The organism is Streptomyces sp. NPDC013187 (assembly GCF_042899705.1).
In the GTDB taxonomy this organism is placed as follows: Bacteria; Actinomycetota; Actinomycetes; order Streptomycetales; family Streptomycetaceae; genus Streptomyces; species Streptomyces hawaiiensis_A.
On sequence record NZ_JBIBAF010000020.1, the window covers coordinates 108,136 to 127,963 of the forward strand.

The 19,828-nt window shown below is 71.9% G+C and carries 20 protein-coding genes; 12 read left to right on the forward strand and 8 right to left on the reverse strand.

Annotated features, from left to right (window positions below; translation table 11 throughout):
* Positions 1-17: 17 nt before the first annotated feature.
* From ACFY5B_RS34315 to ACFY5B_RS34340, 6 genes are all read right to left on the reverse strand, one after another.
* The gene (locus tag ACFY5B_RS34315) at positions 18-959 is read right to left on the reverse strand and encodes a LysR family transcriptional regulator (RefSeq protein WP_389977381.1); all 942 of its coding nucleotides are present in this window, start codon (positions 957-959) and stop codon (positions 18-20) included.
* Positions 960-1,066: 107 nt separating this feature from the next.
* Positions 1,067-1,693, reverse strand: coding sequence for an ABC transporter (locus ACFY5B_RS34320; protein WP_389977384.1), 627 nt, complete (start codon positions 1,691-1,693; stop codon positions 1,067-1,069).
* Positions 1,684-3,195, reverse strand: coding sequence for an ABC transporter permease (locus ACFY5B_RS34325; RefSeq protein WP_389977386.1), 1,512 nt, complete (start codon positions 3,193-3,195; stop codon positions 1,684-1,686). The genes ACFY5B_RS34320 and ACFY5B_RS34325 overlap by 10 nt, the downstream gene beginning before the upstream one ends.
* Entirely contained in the window at positions 3,192-4,052 is an 861-nt protein-coding gene (locus tag ACFY5B_RS34330; RefSeq protein ID WP_389977389.1) for an ABC transporter ATP-binding protein, read from the reverse strand. The genes ACFY5B_RS34325 and ACFY5B_RS34330 overlap by 4 nt, the downstream gene beginning before the upstream one ends.
* Positions 4,049-4,885, reverse strand: a complete 837-nt coding sequence (locus ACFY5B_RS34335; RefSeq protein WP_389977392.1) for a zf-HC2 domain-containing protein — start codon at positions 4,883-4,885, stop codon at positions 4,049-4,051. Before ACFY5B_RS34335 ends, ACFY5B_RS34330 begins: the two co-directional genes overlap by 4 nt.
* Positions 4,882-5,433, reverse strand: coding sequence for an RNA polymerase sigma factor (locus ACFY5B_RS34340; protein WP_351628267.1), 552 nt, complete (start codon positions 5,431-5,433; stop codon positions 4,882-4,884). Before ACFY5B_RS34340 ends, ACFY5B_RS34335 begins: the two co-directional genes overlap by 4 nt.
* Before the next feature lie 110 nt (positions 5,434-5,543).
* Between ACFY5B_RS34340 and ACFY5B_RS34345 the strand changes: the two genes are divergently transcribed.
* The 11 genes from ACFY5B_RS34345 to pstB all read left to right on the forward strand — a co-directional run bounded on the left by ACFY5B_RS34345 (position 5,544) and on the right by pstB (position 17,341).
* Positions 5,544-5,936: a GntR family transcriptional regulator gene (locus tag ACFY5B_RS34345; protein ID WP_104787686.1), complete on the forward strand. Its 393-nt coding sequence runs from the start codon at positions 5,544-5,546 to the stop codon at positions 5,934-5,936.
* Positions 5,933-6,817 (forward strand): ABC transporter ATP-binding protein, encoded by an 885-nt coding sequence (locus tag ACFY5B_RS34350; RefSeq protein ID WP_389977397.1) that lies wholly within the window; start codon positions 5,933-5,935, stop codon positions 6,815-6,817. Before ACFY5B_RS34345 ends, ACFY5B_RS34350 begins: the two co-directional genes overlap by 4 nt.
* Positions 6,814-7,821, forward strand: a complete 1,008-nt coding sequence (locus ACFY5B_RS34355) for an ABC transporter permease (RefSeq protein ID WP_389977400.1) — start codon at positions 6,814-6,816, stop codon at positions 7,819-7,821. The genes ACFY5B_RS34350 and ACFY5B_RS34355 overlap by 4 nt, the downstream gene beginning before the upstream one ends.
* Positions 7,818-8,744: a hypothetical protein gene (locus tag ACFY5B_RS34360; protein WP_389977403.1), complete on the forward strand. Its 927-nt coding sequence runs from the start codon at positions 7,818-7,820 to the stop codon at positions 8,742-8,744. The genes ACFY5B_RS34355 and ACFY5B_RS34360 overlap by 4 nt, the downstream gene beginning before the upstream one ends.
* A gap of 273 nt (positions 8,745-9,017) precedes the next feature.
* Positions 9,018-11,384, forward strand: coding sequence for an RNA degradosome polyphosphate kinase (locus ACFY5B_RS34365; protein WP_389977406.1), 2,367 nt, complete (start codon positions 9,018-9,020; stop codon positions 11,382-11,384).
* Entirely contained in the window at positions 11,365-12,492 is a 1,128-nt protein-coding gene (locus tag ACFY5B_RS34370) for a CHAD domain-containing protein (RefSeq protein WP_389977409.1), read from the forward strand. The genes ACFY5B_RS34365 and ACFY5B_RS34370 overlap by 20 nt, the downstream gene beginning before the upstream one ends.
* 32 nt (positions 12,493-12,524) lie before the next feature.
* The gene (locus ACFY5B_RS34375) at positions 12,525-12,959 is read left to right on the forward strand and encodes an NUDIX hydrolase (protein ID WP_389977412.1); all 435 of its coding nucleotides are present in this window, start codon (positions 12,525-12,527) and stop codon (positions 12,957-12,959) included.
* A gap of 244 nt (positions 12,960-13,203) precedes the next feature.
* Positions 13,204-14,331: a phosphate ABC transporter substrate-binding protein PstS gene (gene pstS, locus ACFY5B_RS34380; RefSeq protein ID WP_389977416.1), complete on the forward strand. Its 1,128-nt coding sequence runs from the start codon at positions 13,204-13,206 to the stop codon at positions 14,329-14,331.
* A 103-nt stretch (positions 14,332-14,434) separates the two neighbouring features.
* Positions 14,435-15,436: a phosphate ABC transporter permease subunit PstC gene (pstC, locus tag ACFY5B_RS34385; protein WP_389977419.1), complete on the forward strand. Its 1,002-nt coding sequence runs from the start codon at positions 14,435-14,437 to the stop codon at positions 15,434-15,436.
* Complete coding sequence (gene pstA, locus ACFY5B_RS34390; protein WP_389977422.1) at positions 15,433-16,494, forward strand: phosphate ABC transporter permease PstA; 1,062 nt, start codon at positions 15,433-15,435, stop codon at positions 16,492-16,494. Before pstC ends, pstA begins: the two co-directional genes overlap by 4 nt.
* A gap of 70 nt (positions 16,495-16,564) precedes the next feature.
* On the forward strand, positions 16,565-17,341 hold the full coding sequence (gene pstB / locus ACFY5B_RS34395) for a phosphate ABC transporter ATP-binding protein PstB (protein WP_031105672.1): 777 nt from the start codon (positions 16,565-16,567) through the stop codon (positions 17,339-17,341).
* A gap of 278 nt (positions 17,342-17,619) precedes the next feature.
* Here the strand turns inward: pstB and ACFY5B_RS34400 are convergent, their stop codons facing one another.
* Positions 17,620-18,618, reverse strand: a complete 999-nt coding sequence (locus ACFY5B_RS34400) for an anion permease (RefSeq protein ID WP_389977426.1) — start codon at positions 18,616-18,618, stop codon at positions 17,620-17,622.
* 7 nt (positions 18,619-18,625) lie between these two features.
* A complete protein-coding gene (locus ACFY5B_RS34405; protein WP_142162335.1) occupies positions 18,626-19,246 on the reverse strand; it encodes a DUF47 domain-containing protein in 621 nt (206 codons plus the stop codon).
* A gap of 204 nt (positions 19,247-19,450) precedes the next feature.
* Here ACFY5B_RS34405 and ACFY5B_RS34410 point away from each other — a divergent pair, with 204 nt between their 5' ends.
* Positions 19,451-19,828, forward strand: coding sequence for a metal-sensitive transcriptional regulator (locus ACFY5B_RS34410; RefSeq protein ID WP_389977429.1), 378 nt, complete (start codon positions 19,451-19,453; stop codon positions 19,826-19,828).

A 19,828-nucleotide genomic window follows, 5' to 3' on the forward strand; every position in this document is an offset into this window, starting at 1 on the left:
CGACAGTCTCGGTCCGCTCACTCGGGCCTTGGTGACTCCGCCCAGGACGGGCGCCAGGTCCTGCCCTCCGTGAGCCGGGGCTGTGCCGCCAGGTGGGCGCGCAGGGCGGTCAGGCCCGGGTGGGGGTTGTCCGCGCGCCAGAGCAGGGAGTGCGGATAGGCCGGGACCGGGTCGCGCAGGGGAACGAGCCGCAGGTCGTGGCCCACGGGCCAGACATGCGGAGTGCGTTCACTCAGGAAGGTCGCCACGGTCGGGGAACCGGCGATGGTGTCCAGGAGCGCTTCGAGGCCGAAGTTGGGCCCGATGGTGTCGATGACCGGCCCGAACTCGGCGGCCAGCGCCTCGTAGTAGGCGTGCCACTCGGTGCCGGGCACGTTGCCCGGCATCCAGATCCGGTGCCCGGCCAGTTGCTCCGGCGTCACCCAGGGGGCCCGGGCGAACGGGTGGTCGGGGCCGACGCACAGGTGCATCGGCTCGTCGAGGACCGGGAGGGCGGCGATGCCGTCGGGGACCCGGTGTCCGGGCATGGTGACGGCACGGAACGTGGCATCCACGGCTCCGTCCCGCACGGCGGCCACGGCCGTCTCCACGTCGAAGAGCGTGACGACGTCCAGCGCGATCTCCGGGTGCGCCCGGTGGAATTCCTGCACCAGCCCGCCGGGGGCGGCCCGGCGCCCGACGACGTCCACCCGCAGCGCCCGGCTCCCGGGCCGCACGGCGGCCGCCGCCCGCTCCTCTGCCTGGAGCAGTACCCGGGCGTGCGGCAGGAGCGCCTGCCCGTCGATGGTGAGCTCCGCCCCGCGCGGCGTCCGGACCAGCAGCCGCACGCCGAGGTCCTTCTCCAACGCGGCGATCCGCTTGGACACTGCCTGCTGGGTGAGGGCCAAGTCCACGGCGGCCTTCTGGAACTGCCCGGAGTCGGCGATCGCGACGAAGGCGCGCACAGCTTTGAGATCCACGGCGGCAGACTAGCCCCACAACCACTGGTTGTCGGAGAGCCTCGGCGATCACGGCCCACAAGGACGGATGCGGCCTTCTGCACAACCACTCGATGTGCCCGGCCCTTCTAGAGCCGCACCCGCCGCCGCAGAGGTTCGATCGCGCACACCGCGCCGAGGACCACCGCCCCGGCCAGCACCACGCCCCACCGCTCGTGCGCCGCCGCCCACCGCTCGTCCTCCACCGGCACGAACAGGGCCCAGCGGCCGGGCCAGAACAGCATCGCCAGGACGGCCGTGGCCAACAGCCCGACCGCGACCGGCAGTCCGGGCCGGGTGACCTCGCTGAAGCGCACCGCGGCCGCCGCCCCGGTCACCGCCAGGACGAAGGCGGCCCCCGCCTCCAGCGTGAGGGCGCCGACCGGGGGCCGTACGTCCGGCGGCACGAGCAGCAGTGCCACCGTCCACCAGGTCACCGCGGCCGGGACGGCGAGGGCCGTCCGCAGGGCGACACGGACCGGGCGCGGGGTCGGCACAGTGGACGTGGTGTGCCGTGCCGGGTCGTCCAGGAGGAAGGCCAGGCCCACCGCGAAGGCGAGGATCGCGGCCCGCAGCAGGTACAGGGAGAGCCGTTCCGCGCTCTCACCGGTCCGGGTCAGCGCCGCGAGCAGCAGTCCCGCCGCCCCGGCCGCGCCGACCGTGCCCCACGGCACCGTCCGGTGGACGGGGAGCACCAGCTGCCGGGTCAAAGGCACTTGTCCTCCCCCTCGGGGGCGGGCAGGCCCAGCAGCTCGGCGGCCCGGGCGGCGGTGATCTTCGGTGCGGTGAGTTCGTCCCACCGGTCCTTGACCCGTGCGCCTGCCTCGGCGTGGGGCAGGTCGAGCAGCGCGCGCAGCACCTCGGTCTGGGCCTCGGTCATGTACAGCCCGTCCGTGGGCTGGAGCACGGAGTCGGAGCCGGTGACGGTGTCGTTGAGGCGGACCCTGCGCAGCGCGTCGAGCGGGTCGGACTCCCAGCCCACGGCCAGCCACATGAGGGGCACGATGCGGCCGTCGCAGATGGAGGTCGCGGCCTTCTCGTCGCCCGCGATGAGCACACCGGCCACGGCGGCCGAGAACTCGGGGACGCGGTTGCCGCCCCACTGGGTGCCCACCGTCACCTCGTGCGGGCGCTTCAGGGGGTCCAGAGCGGCGTCACCGGAAAGGCCGTAGCGCGCGTCGACCCGCTGCCGTACGACGACGTCCTGTTCGTGGGCGCCACCCCCGGCCAGGGACCGGACCCGGTCCACCACCCCGGCCCAGTCCGCGACCCGCGGCCCCCACTCGGGGAACGCGCAGTAGGTGGAGCCGTCCCGGCGGACACAGGACTGCACCTGCTCGGGGTGCACGGTGGCGCGTTCGCGCGCCTTGACCAGCTCGGGGGATTCGCCCGCCGACTGGACCGCTCCGCCGACCAGCGTCATGGCGAGCGCTCCGGCGGCACCGGCCATGACGACCGGCTTGCGGCCACCGGCGACCAGGACCGCCATCAGGCCCAGGAACAGGGCCAGTCCGGCGAGGTACAGGGCGTGCCAGGCGGCGGGCCGGCCCATCACGTCCGACGGCAGGGTGTTGGAGGCCCCCTCCTCGACTGCCGGCAGCAGCCACCTCGCCCCGGAGTCCAGGCCCGGGAAGAAGAGGAACAGGAACAGGAAGAGCACCACCAGCAGCGGCGCGGCGAGAGGGGACCGCACCAGCCCTGCCACGAGCAGCCCGGCCAGTCCGAACAGCAGCACCGTCAGCGGCCCCACGAGCAGTTCTCCCACCGAGCCGTGCCCGACCGCCCCGGGCCGCAGCGCCTCCCGGCCGAACTGCCCGGCCACGCACACGGCGGTGACCAGGGCCGCGGCCACGACCGACAGGGCGTGGGCGACCGTACGGCACCAGTGCGGGAGCACCAGCACCGCGAAGTGCCGCTCGGTGCCGTGCCGTCGGGAGCGCAGGGCGGCCTGGTTGACGGACAGCAGGACCGCGAGGCCGACGAGCATCGGCGCGCTCTGGGTGGCCCGGTCGGCGTCCTGGAGGGCCGGGTAGTCGCCCCAGGCCTTGCCGGCGCGCCACACGGTCCAGCCGAGGTACACGGCGAAGGCGAGGAGCACCGGGATCCGGGTCAGCAGCCGACGGGACTCGAACAAGGCCAGAGCGAGCACGGCCTTGAAGGACCCGCCGGGCGCGTTCCGTATCGCGGACGCGACCGGCTTCTCCACGAGCGTGGTCACGCCGCCACCTCCGCTCCGGCGTCGTCGAGGGTGAGCAGGTAGCCGTCCTCCAGGGTGGGTTCGAGCAGTTCGGCGCCGGCCGGCGGATCGCCGACGTTCCGGAAGGAGCCGGTGCCCGTGCGCCACCCCGCCTTCGCGCCCGGGTCCCGCTCGGTGCTGCTCCACACGCGCCCCGCGGCCCGCGCGGTCAGCTCGGCCGGAGTGCCCTCGAACCGCATCCGGCCACCGGCCATGACGATCACGCGGTGGCAGAGCATCGCCACGTCCTCCGTCTGGTGGGTGGACAGCAGGACCGTCCGCCCCTCACCGGCGTCCGCGATCAACTCGCGGAAGCGCATGCGCTGTTCGGGGTCGAGCCCGACGGTCGGCTCGTCGAGCACCAGGAATCCGGGACCGCCGACGAGGGCCGCTCCCAGGGCGACGCGCTGCCGCATGCCCCCGGACAGCTTGCGGATGCGCTTGCCCCGCACGTCCGCCAGACCGACCTCGTCGAGCACCCGCCGCACCTCCCGGTGCCGGACGCTCCGGTCGGTCATCTCCTTGAGGATCGCCACGTAGTCGACGAACTCGAAGGCGGAGAAGTCCGGGTGGAAGCCCGGCGTCTGCGGCAGATAGCCCAGCCGCCGCCGAACCTCCTGCCGGCCGCGGGCGGTGGCCGGGTCGTGCCCGAGGACGGTGAAGGCGCCCCGGTCGGCGGGCAGGGCCGTGGCGAGCACCCGCAGCAGCGTGGTCTTGCCGGCGCCGTTGGGCCCGAGCAGCCCGGTCACGCCGGCGGTCAGCCGCAGCGACACGTCGTCGAGGGCCCGGGTACCGCCGTAGCGGAGGCTCAGCCCGGAGGCGGACACGGTCGTGGTCATACGGCACGTCCCTGGAAGAGGTCGAATCGGTCACGAAGCAGGAAGAGCAGCCCGGTGGCGAGAGCGGCGACCACGGCCGACACGCCCTGCCCGGCCACGGTGAACGGCGCGAGCGGCACATCCGCCCCCGTCCGCAGCGCGTCGGCGGTCAGCAGCAGCCCGGCCCACGCCCCGCCCACCAGGGCCGGTGCGAGCACCGGCCCGAGACGGGGCATCAGCGCGAGTCCGGTCGACGTCAGCGCCAGCCCGGGCAGCAGCCAGGCCAGCGCCCGCAGCCCGTAGGCGGGCAGGGCGAGGGTCGCCAGCCCGTTCAGCGCGAGCACGACGGCGAGCACGGCCACGGTCCGGATCATCAGCAGCCGGAACCCGTGCATCGGCGCGACGACGGCCATCTCGTACGTCGGGTCCAGCGCGGGCCCGTACGACAGCGCCACGCCCGCCAGCGGCAGCAGCGGCGCGAGGGCCAGGAACAGCGTGGGGAACTCCCCGTCGCGCACGGCATGCCCGGCCGCCACGCTCAGCAGCAGCACGGCGACGACCGCCCCCAGCCAGGACCGCCGCAGCACCGGCGTCGCCGCCAGCAGCCGCGCGGTGTGCCCGGCCACGCCCATCCGCACGAGCAGCTTCTCCAGAAGCCCCGTCCGGGGCGCGTCCAGCTCGGCGTCGAGCCGTTCCCACCCGGCGTCGAGGGCGACCGGGTCACCGACCTCGGCCAGCGCCCCGCGGCACCGGGCGCAGGAGGTCAGATGCGCGTCGGCGGACCAGAGCGCGGGAGCCGCCAGCTCCCCTCGGACGTAGGCCCGCAGGTCCTCTTCCGGCACGTGCCAGCTCATGCCAACGCCTCCCTCAACTGCTTCCGGGCCCGCATGGCCCGCGTCTTGACCGTCCCGGGCGGTATCCCGAGCAGCACGGCCGCCTCACGGGTGGTCAGCCCGTCGATGACGGTCGCCTGCAGCACCGCCCGCAGCTCCGGCGACAGCCGGACCAGCGCGCCGGCGAGGTCCCCGTGCTCCACCCCCGCGAGCACGCGTTCCTCCGCCGACACCTCGTCCCGGTGCCGCAGCCGCGCCAGGGCCTGCCGCAGCCGCCCCCGCGCCCCGTCGCCCCGCAGCGCGTCCACCAGCCGCCGCGAGGCGATGCGCCACAGCCACCCGGCCGCGTCCGGGGAGTGGCCCTCCTGCCGGTGGCGGGCCGTGCCCCGCCACACCGCGAGGAACGTCTCCTGCACCACGTCGTCGACGACCCCGAGATCGGCGCACCGCCCCCGCAACCGGGCCCGGAGCCATGGCGCGTAGCGCCGGTACAGCTCCTCGAAGGCACGCCGGTCGGCGTCCGCGGCTATGGCCCGCAGCAGCTCCCCGTCGCTTCTCGTATCGCTCACGTCTCCTCATCGGACGGCCCGGTCCGAACGGTTCACGAAAGCACGCTTGACTTTCCCCACCCCCTTGCACCACCCTTTCACTACTCAATTAGTGAAAGGGTGGTGCAGCAGTGGTCGAGTACCGCATCGACCGGCGCAGTGGCGTCGCCACCTACGTCCAGATCGTCCAGCAGACCAAACAGGCCCTGCGCCTGGGCCTGCTGGAGCCGGGCGACAAGCTCCCGACGGCCCGTGAGGTCGTGGAGGCCACCGCCATCAACCCGAACACGGTCCTCAAGGCCTACCGGGAGCTGGAGCGCGAGGGCCTGGTCGAGGCCCGCCGCGGACTGGGCACGTTCGTCCGCAAGGCCCTGAGCACCGCCCCCGCCGACTCCCCGCTGCGCGCCGATCTGGACGCATGGGCGGTCCGGGCCCGCGAGGCCGGGCTGGAGCGCGAGGACGTGGCCGCCCTCTTCACATCCGTACTCGACGCGCATTTCGCAGACTTCAAGGGGGACGCATGACCGACACCGCCATCGAGGCGGCGGGGCTGGGCAGGAGGTTCGGACGACGCCGTGCTCCGGCCCTGGACGGCTGCGCCTTCCGGCTCCCCGCGGGCCGCGTCTGCGCCCTCACCGGCCCCAACGGCGCGGGCAAGTCCACCCTGCTCGCGCTGGCGGCCGGGCTGCTCCGCCCCACCGAGGGCAGCATCACCGTGCTCGGCACGACCCCGGCCGCGGCCCGCGAGCGCCTCGCCTACGTCGCGCAGAACAAGCCGCTGTATCCCCAGCTCACCATCGCCGGGACCCTGCGGCTGGGCCGTGACCTCAACCCCCGGCGCTGGGACGCCCGGGTCGCCGAACGGATCGTCGCGGAGGGCGGCCTCGACCCCGACACGAAGATCCGGGCGCTCTCCGGCGGCCAGCGCACCCGCGTCGCGCTCGCCCTCGCCCTCGGCAAGCGCCCCGAACTGCTGCTGCTGGACGAGCCGATGGCCGACCTCGACCCGCTCGCCCGGCACCAGCTGACGGCCACGCTCATGGCCGACGCCGCCGACCACGGCACCACGGTTGTCATGTCCTCGCACGTCGTCGCGGAGCTGGAGGGCTCCTGTGACCACGTGCTGCTGCTCGGCTCGGGCCGCGTCCGGCTCGCCGGGCCGCTCGACGACCTGCTGGCCGCGCACACCCTGGTCACCGGCCGGGCGGGCGAGGCCCTCGACCCGCACACGGTGGTCGAGTCGCGCACCACCGGCCGCCAGCTGACCGCCCTGGTCCGGCCCGCGGGCCCGCTCGGCGACGGATTCCAGGGCGACCGCCCGTCCCTGGAGGAGGTCGTCCTGGCCCACCTGCGCTCCCCCGACGCCCCGCCGCTCCTGCTCGACGCGCGGGAGGCCGCCGTATGACCGCCCTGGACACCGTGACGGCACCGGCCGTCACCCGGCACACCTCGCCGTCGCGCGGCCTGCTGCTGGCCATGCTCCGGCTGCACCGAACGGCACTGCTGTTCTGGCTGGGGCTGGTGGCGGTGGCCGCCGGGGCGCTGCTGTGGGCGATGGGCCCGGGTGTGGACGCCGCGTGGGCCGAGTACACGGCCATGGGCTGCGACCAGGCCAGCCCGAACCTGGGTTGCGACTCCCCCGGCCCCGCGAACAGCCGGTACCAGACGGCCGTGGCGGTCGCCATCGGCCTCGTCAGGCTCCTCCCGCTGCTCACCGGGGCCTGGGCGGGCGGCGCCCTCGTCAGCCGCGAGCTGGAGAACGGCACCGCCCAGCTCGCCTGGACCCAGTCGGTCAGCCCGGCCCGCTGGCTGGCCGCCAAGCTCGCGGTCCCGGCCCTGCTGCTCGTGACGGGCACGCTCACGCTGACGCTGCTGCACCGCATCCTGTGGTCGGCGGACCGCGCACCGATCAGCGTCATGGGCTGGCGCGGGTGGCACGACGACGGCACCTTCGAGATCAACGGCACCATCGCCGCCGCCGAGGCCCTCGCCGCCCTGGCCCTCGGCGTCCTGGCGGGGATGCTGCTGCGCCGGACGCTGCCCGCCCTCGGCGTCGCGGTCCTGACCGTCATGTCACTCGTCTACGTCCTCGGCGCACTGCGCCCGTACCTGTGGCCAGTGAAGACGACCATGACGAGCATCGACGACGGCACCCCCTTCATCGACAGCATGATCGTCGATACCGGCGCCCTGACCGCTTCCGGCGCCCGCGTCCCGATCCCGTCGTGCTCGGGTGAGCCCGGCTGCGACGCCAGGGCCAGCATCACCGACTACTACATCGACTACCACCCGGCCTCCCACTTCTGGCCCCTCCAGATCATGGAGACCGGCCTCCTCCTCGCCGTCGCCGCCCTGGCCGCCGCGACCGCCTTCGTTCTGCTGCGCCGCCGCACGGGAGCCGCCGTATGACCGCCCTCACCGCGGCGACCGCCTCCGCCGCACGCCCCGCCCTCCACCGGGGCGGCCTGCTGCGGGCGGTGCTGCGGACCCACCGCACGGCCCTCGTCCTGTCGCTGCTGGCGCTGGCCGCCGCGACCGCCGCCGCGGTCTGGCTGCACTCCCTCGGCGACGAGGCGCAGGCCGGCATGAGCGCCTGTGCCACGCCCCCCATGGACCGGCTCCCCTCCTGCGCGGCGGTCGAGGCGATCACCGCCGACGAGGTGTACGCGAACGGCATCGCCGTGCTCGCCACCGCCCTGTCCTGGGTGATGTTCCCCGTGGCCGCCTGGGCGGGCGGCGCCCTCATCGGCCGCGAGCTGGAGAGCGGCACCGCCCAGCTCGCGTGGACCCAGTCGGTCGGCCCCCTGCGCTGGCTCGCCACGAAGCTGGCCGCCCCGGCCGCACTGCTCACCGCCGGCACCGGCGGGCTCGTGCCGCTGAACGTCTGGGCGCGCGGGGACGGCGATCCCGACCTGGTCGGTGACTGGTACAACCCGGACGTGTTCGTGTCGACGGGCCCCGTGGCCGTGGCCTATGCCCTGGCCGGACTCGCCCTCGGCGCCCTCGCCGGACTGGTGTGGCGCCGGGCCCTCCCGGCCACGGGCGTAGCCCTCGCCGCCTCCCTGCTCCTCCACAGCCTCCTGGAACGGCACCGCGAGGACCTCTGGCCGACCGTCGGCCGTATCGCGCCCGGCAGCATCGAACTGCCCCGCTCGGTCTTCCAGGTCACCTGGGACACCCCCGCCCCCGACGGCGTCCAGATCAGCCACGTCACGTTCCACCCGCAGTCCCACTTCTGGCCGCTCCAGTACGTGGAGAGCGGCCTGCTGCTGGCCGTGGCCGGCACCGCGACGGCCGCCGCCTTCCTCCTGCTGGCCCGCCGCCTCCCGTGAGCCTGGTCCGCGCGTCCTTCCACGGGGGGATGGACGCGCGGACCGCCCTTTGGGGACACTCCGTGGCGCACGCCCCGACGCCGGCAACGGGACACCCCGTGGCGGATGGCGAAGCACGGCGGCGCACGGCGGCGCCGAGAAAGTGTCCACAGCCTGTGGGCAGCCGCCCCGGCCGCCCGCCCGGCCCTGTGGACGCCCGGGGGCCGCCCCCCGGTGTCCCGCACGTCATGTCTCCGTAACCATCGATTCAGACGAGCTTGCGAAGCTCGGCCAATGAATCCCGCCGTGCCCGAGCCTCCCCCGCCCCGCGAGGGTCCCGAGGGAAACGGGAGCACTCATGTGACGTCTTCGCTCCCGCCCGCGCTGTCCGACGCGCCCGTGATGCTCGCGGCGCGGAAGAATGGGTCCATGAGCCAGCCGAACACCCAGGCACAGGTCCAGCACGCGCAGCCCTCAGTGGGCTCCATAGCAGCCCACCGCCCCCACACGGTGGCGGCCGTCGTCTCCGATCTGGAACCCGACATCGACGCCGACCTCGACGCGTACGAGGAGTCGCCGTACGACGGGCCCCAGCTGCCCCAGGGACGCTTCCTCGACCGGGAGCGCAGCTGGCTCGCGTTCAACGAGCGGGTGCTCGAACTCGCCGAGGACCCCGAGACCCCCCTGCTGGAGCGGGCCAACTTCCTCGCGATCTTCGCCAGCAACCTGGACGAGTTCTTCATGGTCCGGGTGGCCGGACTGAAGCGCCGCATCGCCACCGGCGTGGCCACCCGCTCCGCGTCCGGCCTCCAGCCGCGCGAGGTGCTGGAGATGATCTGGGCCCGCTCGCGCGAACTCATGGCCCGGCACGCCGCCTGCTACCACGAGGACGTCGCCCCCGCACTCGCGGAGGAGGGCATCCACCTCGTCCGCTGGAGCGAGCTGCAGGAGAAGGAGCAGGCCCGCCTGTTCACCCTGTTCCGGCACCAGATCTTCCCCGTGCTGACCCCGCTGGCGGTCGACCCGGCGCACCCCTTCCCGTACATCTCCGGCCTGTCCCTGAACCTGGCCGTCGTGGTGCGCAACCCGGTCACGGGCCACAAGCACTTCGCCCGGGTGAAGGTGCCGCCGCTGCTGTCCCGCTTCCTGGAGAGCTCCCCGGGCCGCTACGTCCCCATCGAGGACGTCATCGCCGCCCACCTGGAGGAGCTGTTCCCGGGCATGGAGGTCCTGGAGCACCACGCCTTCCGCCTCACCCGCAACGAGGACCTGGAGGTCGAGGAGGACGACGCGGAGAACCTCCTCCAGGCCCTGGAGAAGGAGCTCATGCGGCGCCGCTTCGGGCCGCCGGTGCGCCTGGAGGTCGAGGAGTCCATCGACCGCGAGGTCCTGGACCTGCTGGTGCGCGAGCTGAAGATCAGCGAGGCCGAGGTCTATCCGCTGCCGGGTCCGCTGGACCTGACGGGCCTCTTCCGGATCGCCTCCCTGGACCGCCCGGAGCTGAAGTACCGCAAGTTCGTCGCCGGCACCCACCGGGACCTCGCCGAGGTCGAGTCGGCGTCCGCGCCGGACATCTTCGCCGCGCTGCGCGAGCGGGACGTGCTGCTGCACCACCCGTACGACTCGTTCTCCACGTCCGTCCAGGCCTTCCTGGAGCAGGCCGCCGGCGACCCGGACGTCCTCGCCATCAAGCAGACCCTGTACCGGACTTCGGGCGACTCCCCGATAGTCGACGCGCTCATCGAGGCCGCCGAGGCCGGCAAGCAGGTCCTGGTCCTGGTCGAGATCAAGGCCCGCTTCGACGAGCACGCCAACATCAAGTGGGCCCGCAAGCTGGAGGAGGCCGGCTGCCACGTGGTCTACGGCCTGGTCGGGCTGAAGACCCACTGCAAGCTGTCGCTGGTGGTCCGCCAGGAGGGCGAGACGCTCCGCCGCTACAGCCACGTCGGCACCGGCAACTACCACCCGAAGACGGCCCGCCTCTACGAGGACCTCGGTCTGCTCACGGCCGACCCGCAGGTCGGCGCGGACCTCTCGGACCTCTTCAACCGCCTGTCCGGCTACTCCCGCCGGGAGACCTACCGCCGCCTGCTCGTGGCGCCCAAGTCGCTGCGCGACGGCCTGGTCTCGCGGATCACCAAGGAAGTCCAGCACCACCGCGCGGGGCGGCCCGCGTACGTCCGCATCAAGGTCAACTCGATGGTCGACGAGGCCGTCATCGACGCCTGCTACCGCGCGGCCCAGGCGGGCGTGCCGGTGGACATCTGGGTGCGCGGCATCTGCGCGGTGCGCCCGGGTGTGGCGGGCCTGTCGGAGAACATCAGAGTCCGCTCGATCCTCGGCCGTTTCCTGGAGCACTCCCGGGTGTTCGCCTTCGGCAACGGCGGCGAGCCCGAGGTGTGGTTCGGCAGCGCCGACATGATGCACCGCAACCTCGACCGCCGGATAGAGGCCCTGGTCCGGGTCACCGACCCGGCCCACCGGGCGGCCCTGAACCGGCTGCTGGAGACCGGCATGTCGGATTCCACCGCCTCCTGGCACCTCGGCCCGGACGGCGACTGGACCCGGCATGCGACCGACGCGGACGGACAGCCCCTGCGCAACGTCCAGGAGATGCTCATAGACGCCCGGAGGCGCCGGCGTGGCACAGCAACACCTTGACCCCACGGACCCCCGGTCCAGGCACGGCGGGCCCGTCCCCACCGGAGACGCCCTCGCGGGCTATCTGCGGGCCCAGGCCACGGAGTTCCTCCGGGCGCTGCGCCTGCACCGGGAGACGGGGTCGGGGCCGAACGGCTCCGAGGGGTCCGCCGAGGCGGCCCGCGCCCTGCGCCGCTCGGCCCGCCGCATCAGCGCCAGCCTGCACTCGTTCCAGCCCCTCCTCGACGCGGACTGGTGCGAGACGATGCGCCCCGAACTGGCCTGGGTGTCAGGGACTTTGGCGATGGAGCACGCCTACACGGCCCGCCTGGAACGCCTGTTGGCGGCCCTGCACCGCTTGTCGGGCTCCACAGCCCTCCCGTCCCAGCCGGCCGCCCCGGCTGTGGGCGGTCGCGCCGCCGGGGCGGCACCCGTCGCACAGAGAGCGGTACCCCGCGACGCCGGGCCGCGCACCGCACCGGCCTCCGCACCGGAACGCGGCAACCTGACCGTGGGTGCGGCCAAGGCGGGCGCCCTGCTCGACCGCCAGCTCACCCTCGCCCGCACCCGGGCCCACTCCACCGCCCTGCAGGCCCTGGGCAGCAGCCGCTTCCACGCCGTCGCGGACAAGGTCGCCGTGCTGGCCAGCGAGGTCCCCCTCACCAAGACCGCCGGCACCACCGACCTGCGCCCCCTGGCCGGTGCCGCCCACGACCGCCTCGCCGACGCCGTGACCGCCCTCCCCCTGCTCACCGCGGGGCACCCGTACAACGCCACGGCCCTCGTCCACGGCCTGTCCCCGGACACGGTCCCGCACCCGCAGGACGCCCCGTGGCACCAGGTCCGGCTGCTGCTGCGCCTGCACCGCTACGCGCGCGAGGCCGTCAGCGGCCCGAAGGGCAACGCCGTGGTCGATCTGCGCCTGCTCTCCGCGGGCCAGGCGCTGAACCGGCACCGCGACGCCTCGGAGGCGGCGGCAGCGGCGGCCCAGGCGGCCCGTACCCCGCGCATCGCCCCGGCCACGGCGTACGCCCTCGGCGTGCTCCACGCCGACCAGCGGCACGAGGTGGAGGCGGCGCGCTTCGCGTTCCAGCAGGCCTGGCAGAAGGAGACCGTGGGCGCGTCATGACCGGGCCCGGCACCAGGAGGCGGTGAAACACGGTGAACACTCCCAAGGACACCACCGTCCGGGCGGCGGGCTGCGTCCTCTGGCGCCGCTCCCCGGCCACCGGGGAGCCGGAGCTCTGTCTCGTCCACCGGCCGAAATACGACGACTGGTCGTGGCCGAAGGGGAAACTGAAGCGCGGCGAGGACGCACTCGCCGGAGCACTGCGCGAGGTGGCGGAGGAGACGGGCTGCCGGGCCGTGCCGGGCCCCGAGCTGTCCACCCAGCGCTACCTGGCGGGCGGCCGCCCCAAGCAGGTCCGCTACTGGGCCGCCGAGGCGGTGAGCTGCGCGTTCTCACCGACGGACGAGGTGGACCGGGTGCTGTGGCTGGCGCCCGCCGCCGCCCGCGACCGTCTCACGCAGCCCCACGACCGGCCCCTGGTCGAGGAGCTGCTCGCCGTTCTGCACCTGCCCCGGGCGGGTGGTTGACCGGACGGTCCCGTTTCGTCCGAAAAAGCGGAATGCCGACGTGCTCTCCCCGTAAGCATTCCGTTACCTCACCAGGCCTTAGGCAGGGGTTCACCCCTCGTTCATTTGCGGCCATCGGCGCCTTCACCTGATCTGCCTAATTTCGGCCTTACCGACGCGAGCCGTCCTGCTGAGTGCGACCGCGTCCGCGACACCTCGTCTCGCACGCCGCCGATCAGGACGGCGGCTCCTGGAAGGAACTCAAGTGAAGCTTCAGCGCATGAACCGGCGGGCCCTCGCTCTCGGTGCTCTCGCCGTCTCCGGCGCCCTGGCCCTCACGGCGTGCGGCTCCGACGACACCGGCGGCGCCTCCGGCGGCGGTTCCTCCAACGCCGCCGCGCCGAGCAACGTCAAGTGCGACGACGCCAAGGGCCAGCTGCTTGCCGACGGCTCCTCCGCGCAGAAGAACGCGATCGACGCCTGGGTGAAGCAGTTCACCGCGGCCTGCCAGGGCCTCCAGATCAACTACAAGGGCGGCGGCTCCGGCGCCGGCGTCACCGCGTTCACCCAGGGCCAGGTCGCCTTCGCCGGCTCCGACTCCGCTCTGAAGCCCGACGAGGTCGCCGCCTCCAAGAAGGTCTGCAACGGCGGCCAGGGCATCGACCTGCCGATGGTCGGCGGCCCGATCGCGGTCGGCTACAACGTCAACGGCGTGGACAACCTCGTCCTGGACGCCCCCACCCTGGCGAAGATCTTCGACGGCAAGATCACCAACTGGAACGACGCGGCGATCAAGAAGCTGAACCCCGACGCGAAGCTCCCGGACCTCAAGATCCAGGCGTTCCACCGCTCGGACGACTCCGGCACCACGGACAACTTCACCAAGTACCTGATCGCCACCGCCAAGAGCGACTGGCCCTACGACGGCGGCAAGACCTGGCAGGCCAAGGGCGGCCAGTCCGCCTCCGGCTCCTCCGGTGTCGCCCAGCAGGTGAAGCAGACCAACGGCGCCATCGGCTACTTCGAGCTGTCGTACGCCAAGGACGGCCTGAAGACGGTCGACCTGGACACGGGCGCCGCCCAGCCGGTCAAGGCGACCGTCGAGAACGCCACCAAGGCGATCTCCGAGGCCAAGGTCGTCGGCACGGGCAAGGACCTCTCCCTGCAGCTGAACTACGGCACCAAGGCCGAGGGCGCCTACCCGATGGTCCTGGTCACGTACGAGATCGTCTGCGACAAGGGCAACAAGTCCGACACCCTGCCCGGCACCAAGGCGTTCCTGCGCTACATCGCCTCCGAGGACGGCCAGAAGGTCCTCTCCGAGAACGACTACGCGCCGATCCCCGCCGACATCATCTCCCAGGTCCGCACCACCATCGAGGGCCTGAGCTGACCCGAGTGCGGCCCGGCCCCCTCCCCGGGGCCGGGCCGCACCGTCCGGTGCACCGCCGCCAGTGGCCGTACCCCGCGTACGGCTCCGCAGACCGGAGAACCCGATGGGCACACCCACACAGATAACCGACGCACCTCCCCCCGCTCAGCAGCCGACCGTCGACAAGCGCGCCGCGCGCGGGGCCACCCGGCCCGGGGACCGCATCTTCCTCGGTCTCTCCCGCGGTTCGGGCATCCTGCTGCTGGTGATCATGGCCGCGATCGCGGTCTTCCTCACCTACCGCGCCTCCCTCGCGATCAGCAAGGACCAGGGCAACTTCCTCACGACCTTCCAGTGGGACACCAACCTCGTCCCGCCCAACTTCGGCATCGCCGTCCTGGCCTTCGGCACGGTCGTCTCCTCGATCGTCGCCATGGTCATCGCGGTCCCGGTCGCCGTCGCCATCGCGCTGTTCCTCACGCACTACGCCCCGCGCCGGATGCGCGGCCCCATCGCGTACGTGATCGACCTGCTCGCCGCCGTGCCGTCCATCGTCTACGGCCTGTGGGGCGCCCTCGTCCTCGTGCCGCACATGAACGGCCTCTTCGGCTGGCTGAACGACTACTTCGGCTGGACCGGCGTCTTCTCCTGGGAGGGCGGCGCCCCCCGCTCGATGCTGACCGTCGGCATCCTGCTCGCGATCATGATCCTGCCGATCATCACCAACGTGAGCCGCGAGGTCTTCCGCCAGGTCCCGCAGATGCACGAGGAGGCGGCCCTGGCGCTCGGCGCCACCCGCTGGGAAGTGATCCGCATGGCGGTCATCCCCTTCGGCCGCTCCGGCGTCATCTCCGCTTCGATGCTCGGCCTCGGCCGCGCCCTGGGCGAGACCATGGCCGTCGCCACCGTGCTGTCCCCGACCTTCGACATCCAGGCCAGCCTGCTGGACCCGGGCGGCGGCACGTTCGCGCAGAACATCGCCAGCAAGTTCGGTGAGGCCACCGAGTTCGGCCGCGACGCGCTGATCGCCTCCGGTCTGGTCCTGTTCGTCATCACCCTGCTGGTCAACGGCGCGGCCCGCGCGATCATCGCCCGCCGCAAGGAGTACTCGGGGGCCAACGCATGAGCACCGCGACCGTCACCCCGAAGGGCCCGAGCACGCTGCGCGGCGCCCGCCTGCCCAAGTGGTCCCCGTACGCCATCGCCGCCGGTTCGATCGCCCTCGCGGTCGGCATCGGCCTGGCCGGCGGCCTGCACAGCCGCGTCCAGTGGGGCCTGATCGCAGCCGTCCTCTACGTCGCCGGCACCTACGCCGTCGCCGCGGCCGTCGAGGGCAAGCGGCAGGCCAAGGACCGCATCGCGACCTCTTTCGTGTGGGTCGCGTTCCTGCTCGCCGTCGTCCCGCTGGCCTCGCTGATCTGGTCGACCGTCACGCGCGGCGTGAAGGTCCTCGACGTCTACTTCCTGACCCACTCCATGGGCGTCGTCGCCGACACCGAGCCCGGCGGCGGTATCTACCACGCCATCCTCGGCACCCTGGAGCAGGTCGGACTCGCCACGGTGATCGCCGCGCCCATCGGCGTGCTCACCGCGATCTACCTCGTCGAGTACGGCCGGGGCAACCTCTCCAAGGCCATCACGTTCTTCGTCGACGTCATGACCGGCATCCCGTCGATCGTCGCGGGTCTGTTCATCCTCAGCCTCATGCTGATGTTCGACATGGAGCCCTTCGGCTTCGCCGGCTCGCTGGCCCTGGCCATCCTGATGATGCCGGTCGTCGTGCGCTCCACGGAGGAGATGCTCAAGCTCGTCCCGAACGAGCTGCGCGAGGCCTCCCTGGCGCTCGGCGTCCCGAAGTGGCGCACCATCCTGAAGGTGGTCCTGCCGACCTCCATCGGCGGCATCACCACGGGCATCATGCTCTCGATCGCCCGTATCACCGGTGAGACCGCCCCGGTCCTGCTGCTGGTGTGGGGCAACGCGTTCATCAACGCCAACCCCTTCGAGGGGGCGCAGGCCTCGCTGCCGCTGTACATCTACCAGCAGTACGCGAACAGCGCGGGCTCCGGTGCGGCGTACGACCGCGCCTGGGCGGCGTCGCTCACCCTGATCGCCTTCGTGATGCTCCTGAACCTGGTGGCCCGCGGGATCGCCCGCTGGAAGGCCCCGAAGACCGGTCGCTAAAGCGTCAATTTGCGGCTACCGCCGCGCGGGGCCCCACAGCGACCCCCAGACTTTTGGAAGTGAAGTAGTAATGGCCAAGCGAATCGACGTAAGCGGACTGACCGCCTACTACGGCTCCCACAAGGCGATCGAGGACATCTCGATGACCGTCGAGCCGCGCTCGGTGACGGCGTTCATCGGCCCCTCCGGCTGCGGTAAGTCCACGTTCCTGCGCACGCTGAACCGCATGCACGAGGTGACCTCGGGCGGCCGCGTCGAGGGCAAGGTGCTCCTCGACGACGAGGACCTCTACGGCACGGGCATCGACCCGGTGTCGGTCCGCCGCGAGGTCGGCATGGTGTTCCAGCGGCCGAACCCGTTCCCCACGATGTCGATCTTCGACAACGTCGCGGCGGGCCTGCGGCTGAACGGCAACTACAAGAAGAGCGAGCTGGCGGACATCGTCGAGCGCTCCCTCAAGGGCGCGAACCTCTGGAACGAGGTCAAGGACCGCCTGAACAAGCCCGGCTCGGGCCTCTCCGGCGGCCAGCAGCAGCGTCTGTGCATCGCGCGTGCGATCGCGGTCGAGCCGAACGTCCTGCTCATGGACGAGCCCTGCTCGGCGCTCGACCCGATCTCCACGCTCGCGATCGAGGACCTGATCGGGGAGCTCAAGGAGCGCTTCACGATCGTCATCGTGACGCACAACATGCAGCAGGCGGCCCGCGTCTCCGACCGCACGGCGTTCTTCAACCTCGCGGCGGTCGGCCAGCCCGGCAAGCTCATCGAGATCGACGACACGGAGCGCATCTTCTCCAACCCGTCGGTCCAGGCCACGGAGGACTACATCTCCGGCCGCTTCGGCTGACCCGGCCGCTTCGGCTGATCCGCCCGCTTCGGCTGAGCTGATCCGCCCGCTTCGGCTGACCCGGCCGCTTCGGCTCATCCGGTCTGCCGAGTCTCCTCGCGGTGCTGCATGGCGGTGCCACCGCGAGGCCGAAAAAGGGCCCGCCCCTCTCCCAGGGGCGGGCCTTTTCGCGCTCAGCTGCGGGCATGCGTGCCGCTAAGGGCGGCACGGGTGGGCGCAGCGGCACCTCGTCGCGCCGAGCTGCGCAACGCCCCCGCTTTCAGCCCCGACGCCGAGCACTACAGGAACGCCAGATTCACGATCCCGAAGGACGCGGCGGCCACGAGCGCCGCGGCCGGCATCGTGATGAACCACCCCAGAATGATGTTCTTCGCGACGCCCCAGCGCACGGCGTTGACGCGCTTGGTGGCCCCCACGCCCATGATCGCCGACGTGATGACGTGCGTCGTGGAGATGGGCGCCTTGAACAGGAACGCCGTGGTGAACATGATCGAGGCTCCGGTGGTCTCCGCCGCGAAGCCCTGCGGCGGGTCCAGCTCGATGATCTTCCGGCCCAGCGTCCGCATGATCCGCCAGCCACCGGCGTAGGTGCCCAGCGACAGCATCACGGCACAGGCGATCTTGACCCACACCGGGATCGGATCGCCGTAGTCCTCGACATCGGCGATGACGAGCGCCATCACGACGATGCCCATCGTCTTCTGCGCGTCCTGCAGACCGTGACCCAGCGCCATGCCGGCCGCCGAGACGGTCTGCGCTATCCGGAAGCCGCGCTTGGCCTTGTGCGGGTTGGCCTTCCGGAAGATCCACAGGATCGCGGTCATCACCAGATAACCGGCCAGCAGACCGACCACCGGGGAGATGAACATGGGGATGACGACCTTCTCCAGCACCCCGCTCCAGTAGACGGTCGTCCCGCCGGCCAGCGCCGCACCGACCATGCCACCGAACAGCGCATGGGACGACGAGGACGGCAGCCCGAAGTACCAGGTGACGAGGTTCCAGACGATCGCGCCCACCAGCGCGGCGAAGAGGATGCCCATCCCCTTCGACCCGGTCGGTGTCTGGATCAGGCCCTCACTGACGGTCTTGGCGACCCCGGAGCCCATGAACGCACCGGCGAGGTTCATCACCGCCGCCATGGCCAGCGCGGCCTTCGGCGTCAGCGCCCGCGTCGAGACGGACGTGGCGATCGCGTTCGCCGAGTCGTGAAAACCGTTGGTGTACGTGAAGAAGAGCGCGACCGCGATGGTCACGACCAGAGCGAAGGTGTCCATGAAGGGCTCAGGACTCCTTGACGGCGATGGTCTCCACCGTGTTCGCCACGTGCTCGAACGCGTCCGCCGCTTCCTCCAGCACGTCCACGATCTGCTTCAGCTTCAGCACCTCCATGGCGTCGTACTTGCCGTTGAAGAGGTGCGCGAGCAGCTTGCGGTGGATCTGGTCGGCCTGGTTCTCCAGCCGGTTGACCTCGATCCAGTACTCGGTGAGGTTCTCCATCGTCCGCAGGTGCGGCATGGCCTCGGCCGTCAGCTCGGCAGCGCGCGCCAGCACCTCGATCTGCTGGTCGACGCCCTTGGGCAGTTCCTCGACGTTGTAGAGGACGACCAGGTCGACGGCCTCCTCCATGAAGTCCATGATGTCGTCGAGGGACGAGGCGAGGGAGTAGATGTCCTCGCGGTCGAACGGCGTGATGAACGAGGAGTTCAGCTGGTGGAAGATCGCGTGCGTGGCGTCGTCACCGGCGTGTTCCGCTGCCCGCATACGCTCTGCGATCTCGGCCCGGGCGGATGAGTCCGCCCCGAGCAGTTCCATCAGGAGCTTCGAGCCCGTGACGATGTTGTCCGCGGAGGCGGCGAACATGTCGTAGAAGCTCGTCTCCCTGGGGGTCAGACGAAAGCGCACGTGGGGTCCTCGGGGTGCTTCGGTTTCGGTCAGGCTGATGCTAGGCGCAACATCCGGCCACGGCTATCGGGCCGCCCACCAGTGTCGCCCATCGGGCACAGTGATGAGCACGGGGGCGGTTCCCAGGGCCGTATACCCCGCAAAGTTCGGTACCATATACCCACCAGGGGTATATGTCGGCCCACTGCCCACCAGGAGGAAGCGATGACGGACGTGACCGACACGACAGATGTCGCACATGTCACCACCGGCAGCGCCGAGACCGCCGGTGCGGACGGGACGACCGATCACGACCATGGCGTGCACGGGTACCACAAACAGAAGGACGAGCACCTCAAACGCCTGCGCCGCATCGAGGGCCAGATCCGCGGCCTGCAGCGCATGGTCGACGAGGACGTCTACTGCATCGACATACTCACGCAGGTCTCCGCCTCCACCAAGGCCCTGCAGTCCTTCGCCCTGCAGCTGCTGGAGGAACACCTTCGGCACTGCGTCGCAGACGCGGCCCTCAAGGGCGGTGACGAGATCGACGCCAAGGTGAAGGAGGCGACCCAGGCGATCGCCCGCATGCTGCGGACGTGA

Excerpts from the sequence above, each read along its gene's own strand:
- ACFY5B_RS34410 (WP_389977429.1), top strand. The coding sequence starts at position 19,451 with ATGACGGACGTGACCGACACGACAGATGTCGCACATGTCACCACCGGC.
- pstB (WP_031105672.1), top strand. The coding sequence starts at position 16,565 with ATGGCCAAGCGAATCGACGTAAGCGGACTGACCGCCTACTACGGCTCC.
- ACFY5B_RS34360 (WP_389977403.1), top strand. The coding sequence starts at position 7,818 with ATGACCGCCCTCACCGCGGCGACCGCCTCCGCCGCACGCCCCGCCCTC.
- ACFY5B_RS34335 (WP_389977392.1), bottom strand. The coding sequence starts at position 4,885 with ATGAGCTGGCACGTGCCGGAAGAGGACCTGCGGGCCTACGTCCGAGGG.
- ACFY5B_RS34365 (WP_389977406.1), top strand. The coding sequence starts at position 9,018 with ATGAATCCCGCCGTGCCCGAGCCTCCCCCGCCCCGCGAGGGTCCCGAG.
- ACFY5B_RS34330 (WP_389977389.1), bottom strand. The coding sequence starts at position 4,052 with ATGACCACGACCGTGTCCGCCTCCGGGCTGAGCCTCCGCTACGGCGGT.
- ACFY5B_RS34350 (WP_389977397.1), top strand. The coding sequence starts at position 5,933 with ATGACCGACACCGCCATCGAGGCGGCGGGGCTGGGCAGGAGGTTCGGA.
- pstA (WP_389977422.1), top strand. The coding sequence starts at position 15,433 with ATGAGCACCGCGACCGTCACCCCGAAGGGCCCGAGCACGCTGCGCGGC.
- ACFY5B_RS34400 (WP_389977426.1), bottom strand. The coding sequence starts at position 18,618 with ATGGACACCTTCGCTCTGGTCGTGACCATCGCGGTCGCGCTCTTCTTC.
- ACFY5B_RS34355 (WP_389977400.1), top strand. The coding sequence starts at position 6,814 with ATGACCGCCCTGGACACCGTGACGGCACCGGCCGTCACCCGGCACACC.
- pstC (WP_389977419.1), top strand. The coding sequence starts at position 14,435 with ATGGGCACACCCACACAGATAACCGACGCACCTCCCCCCGCTCAGCAG.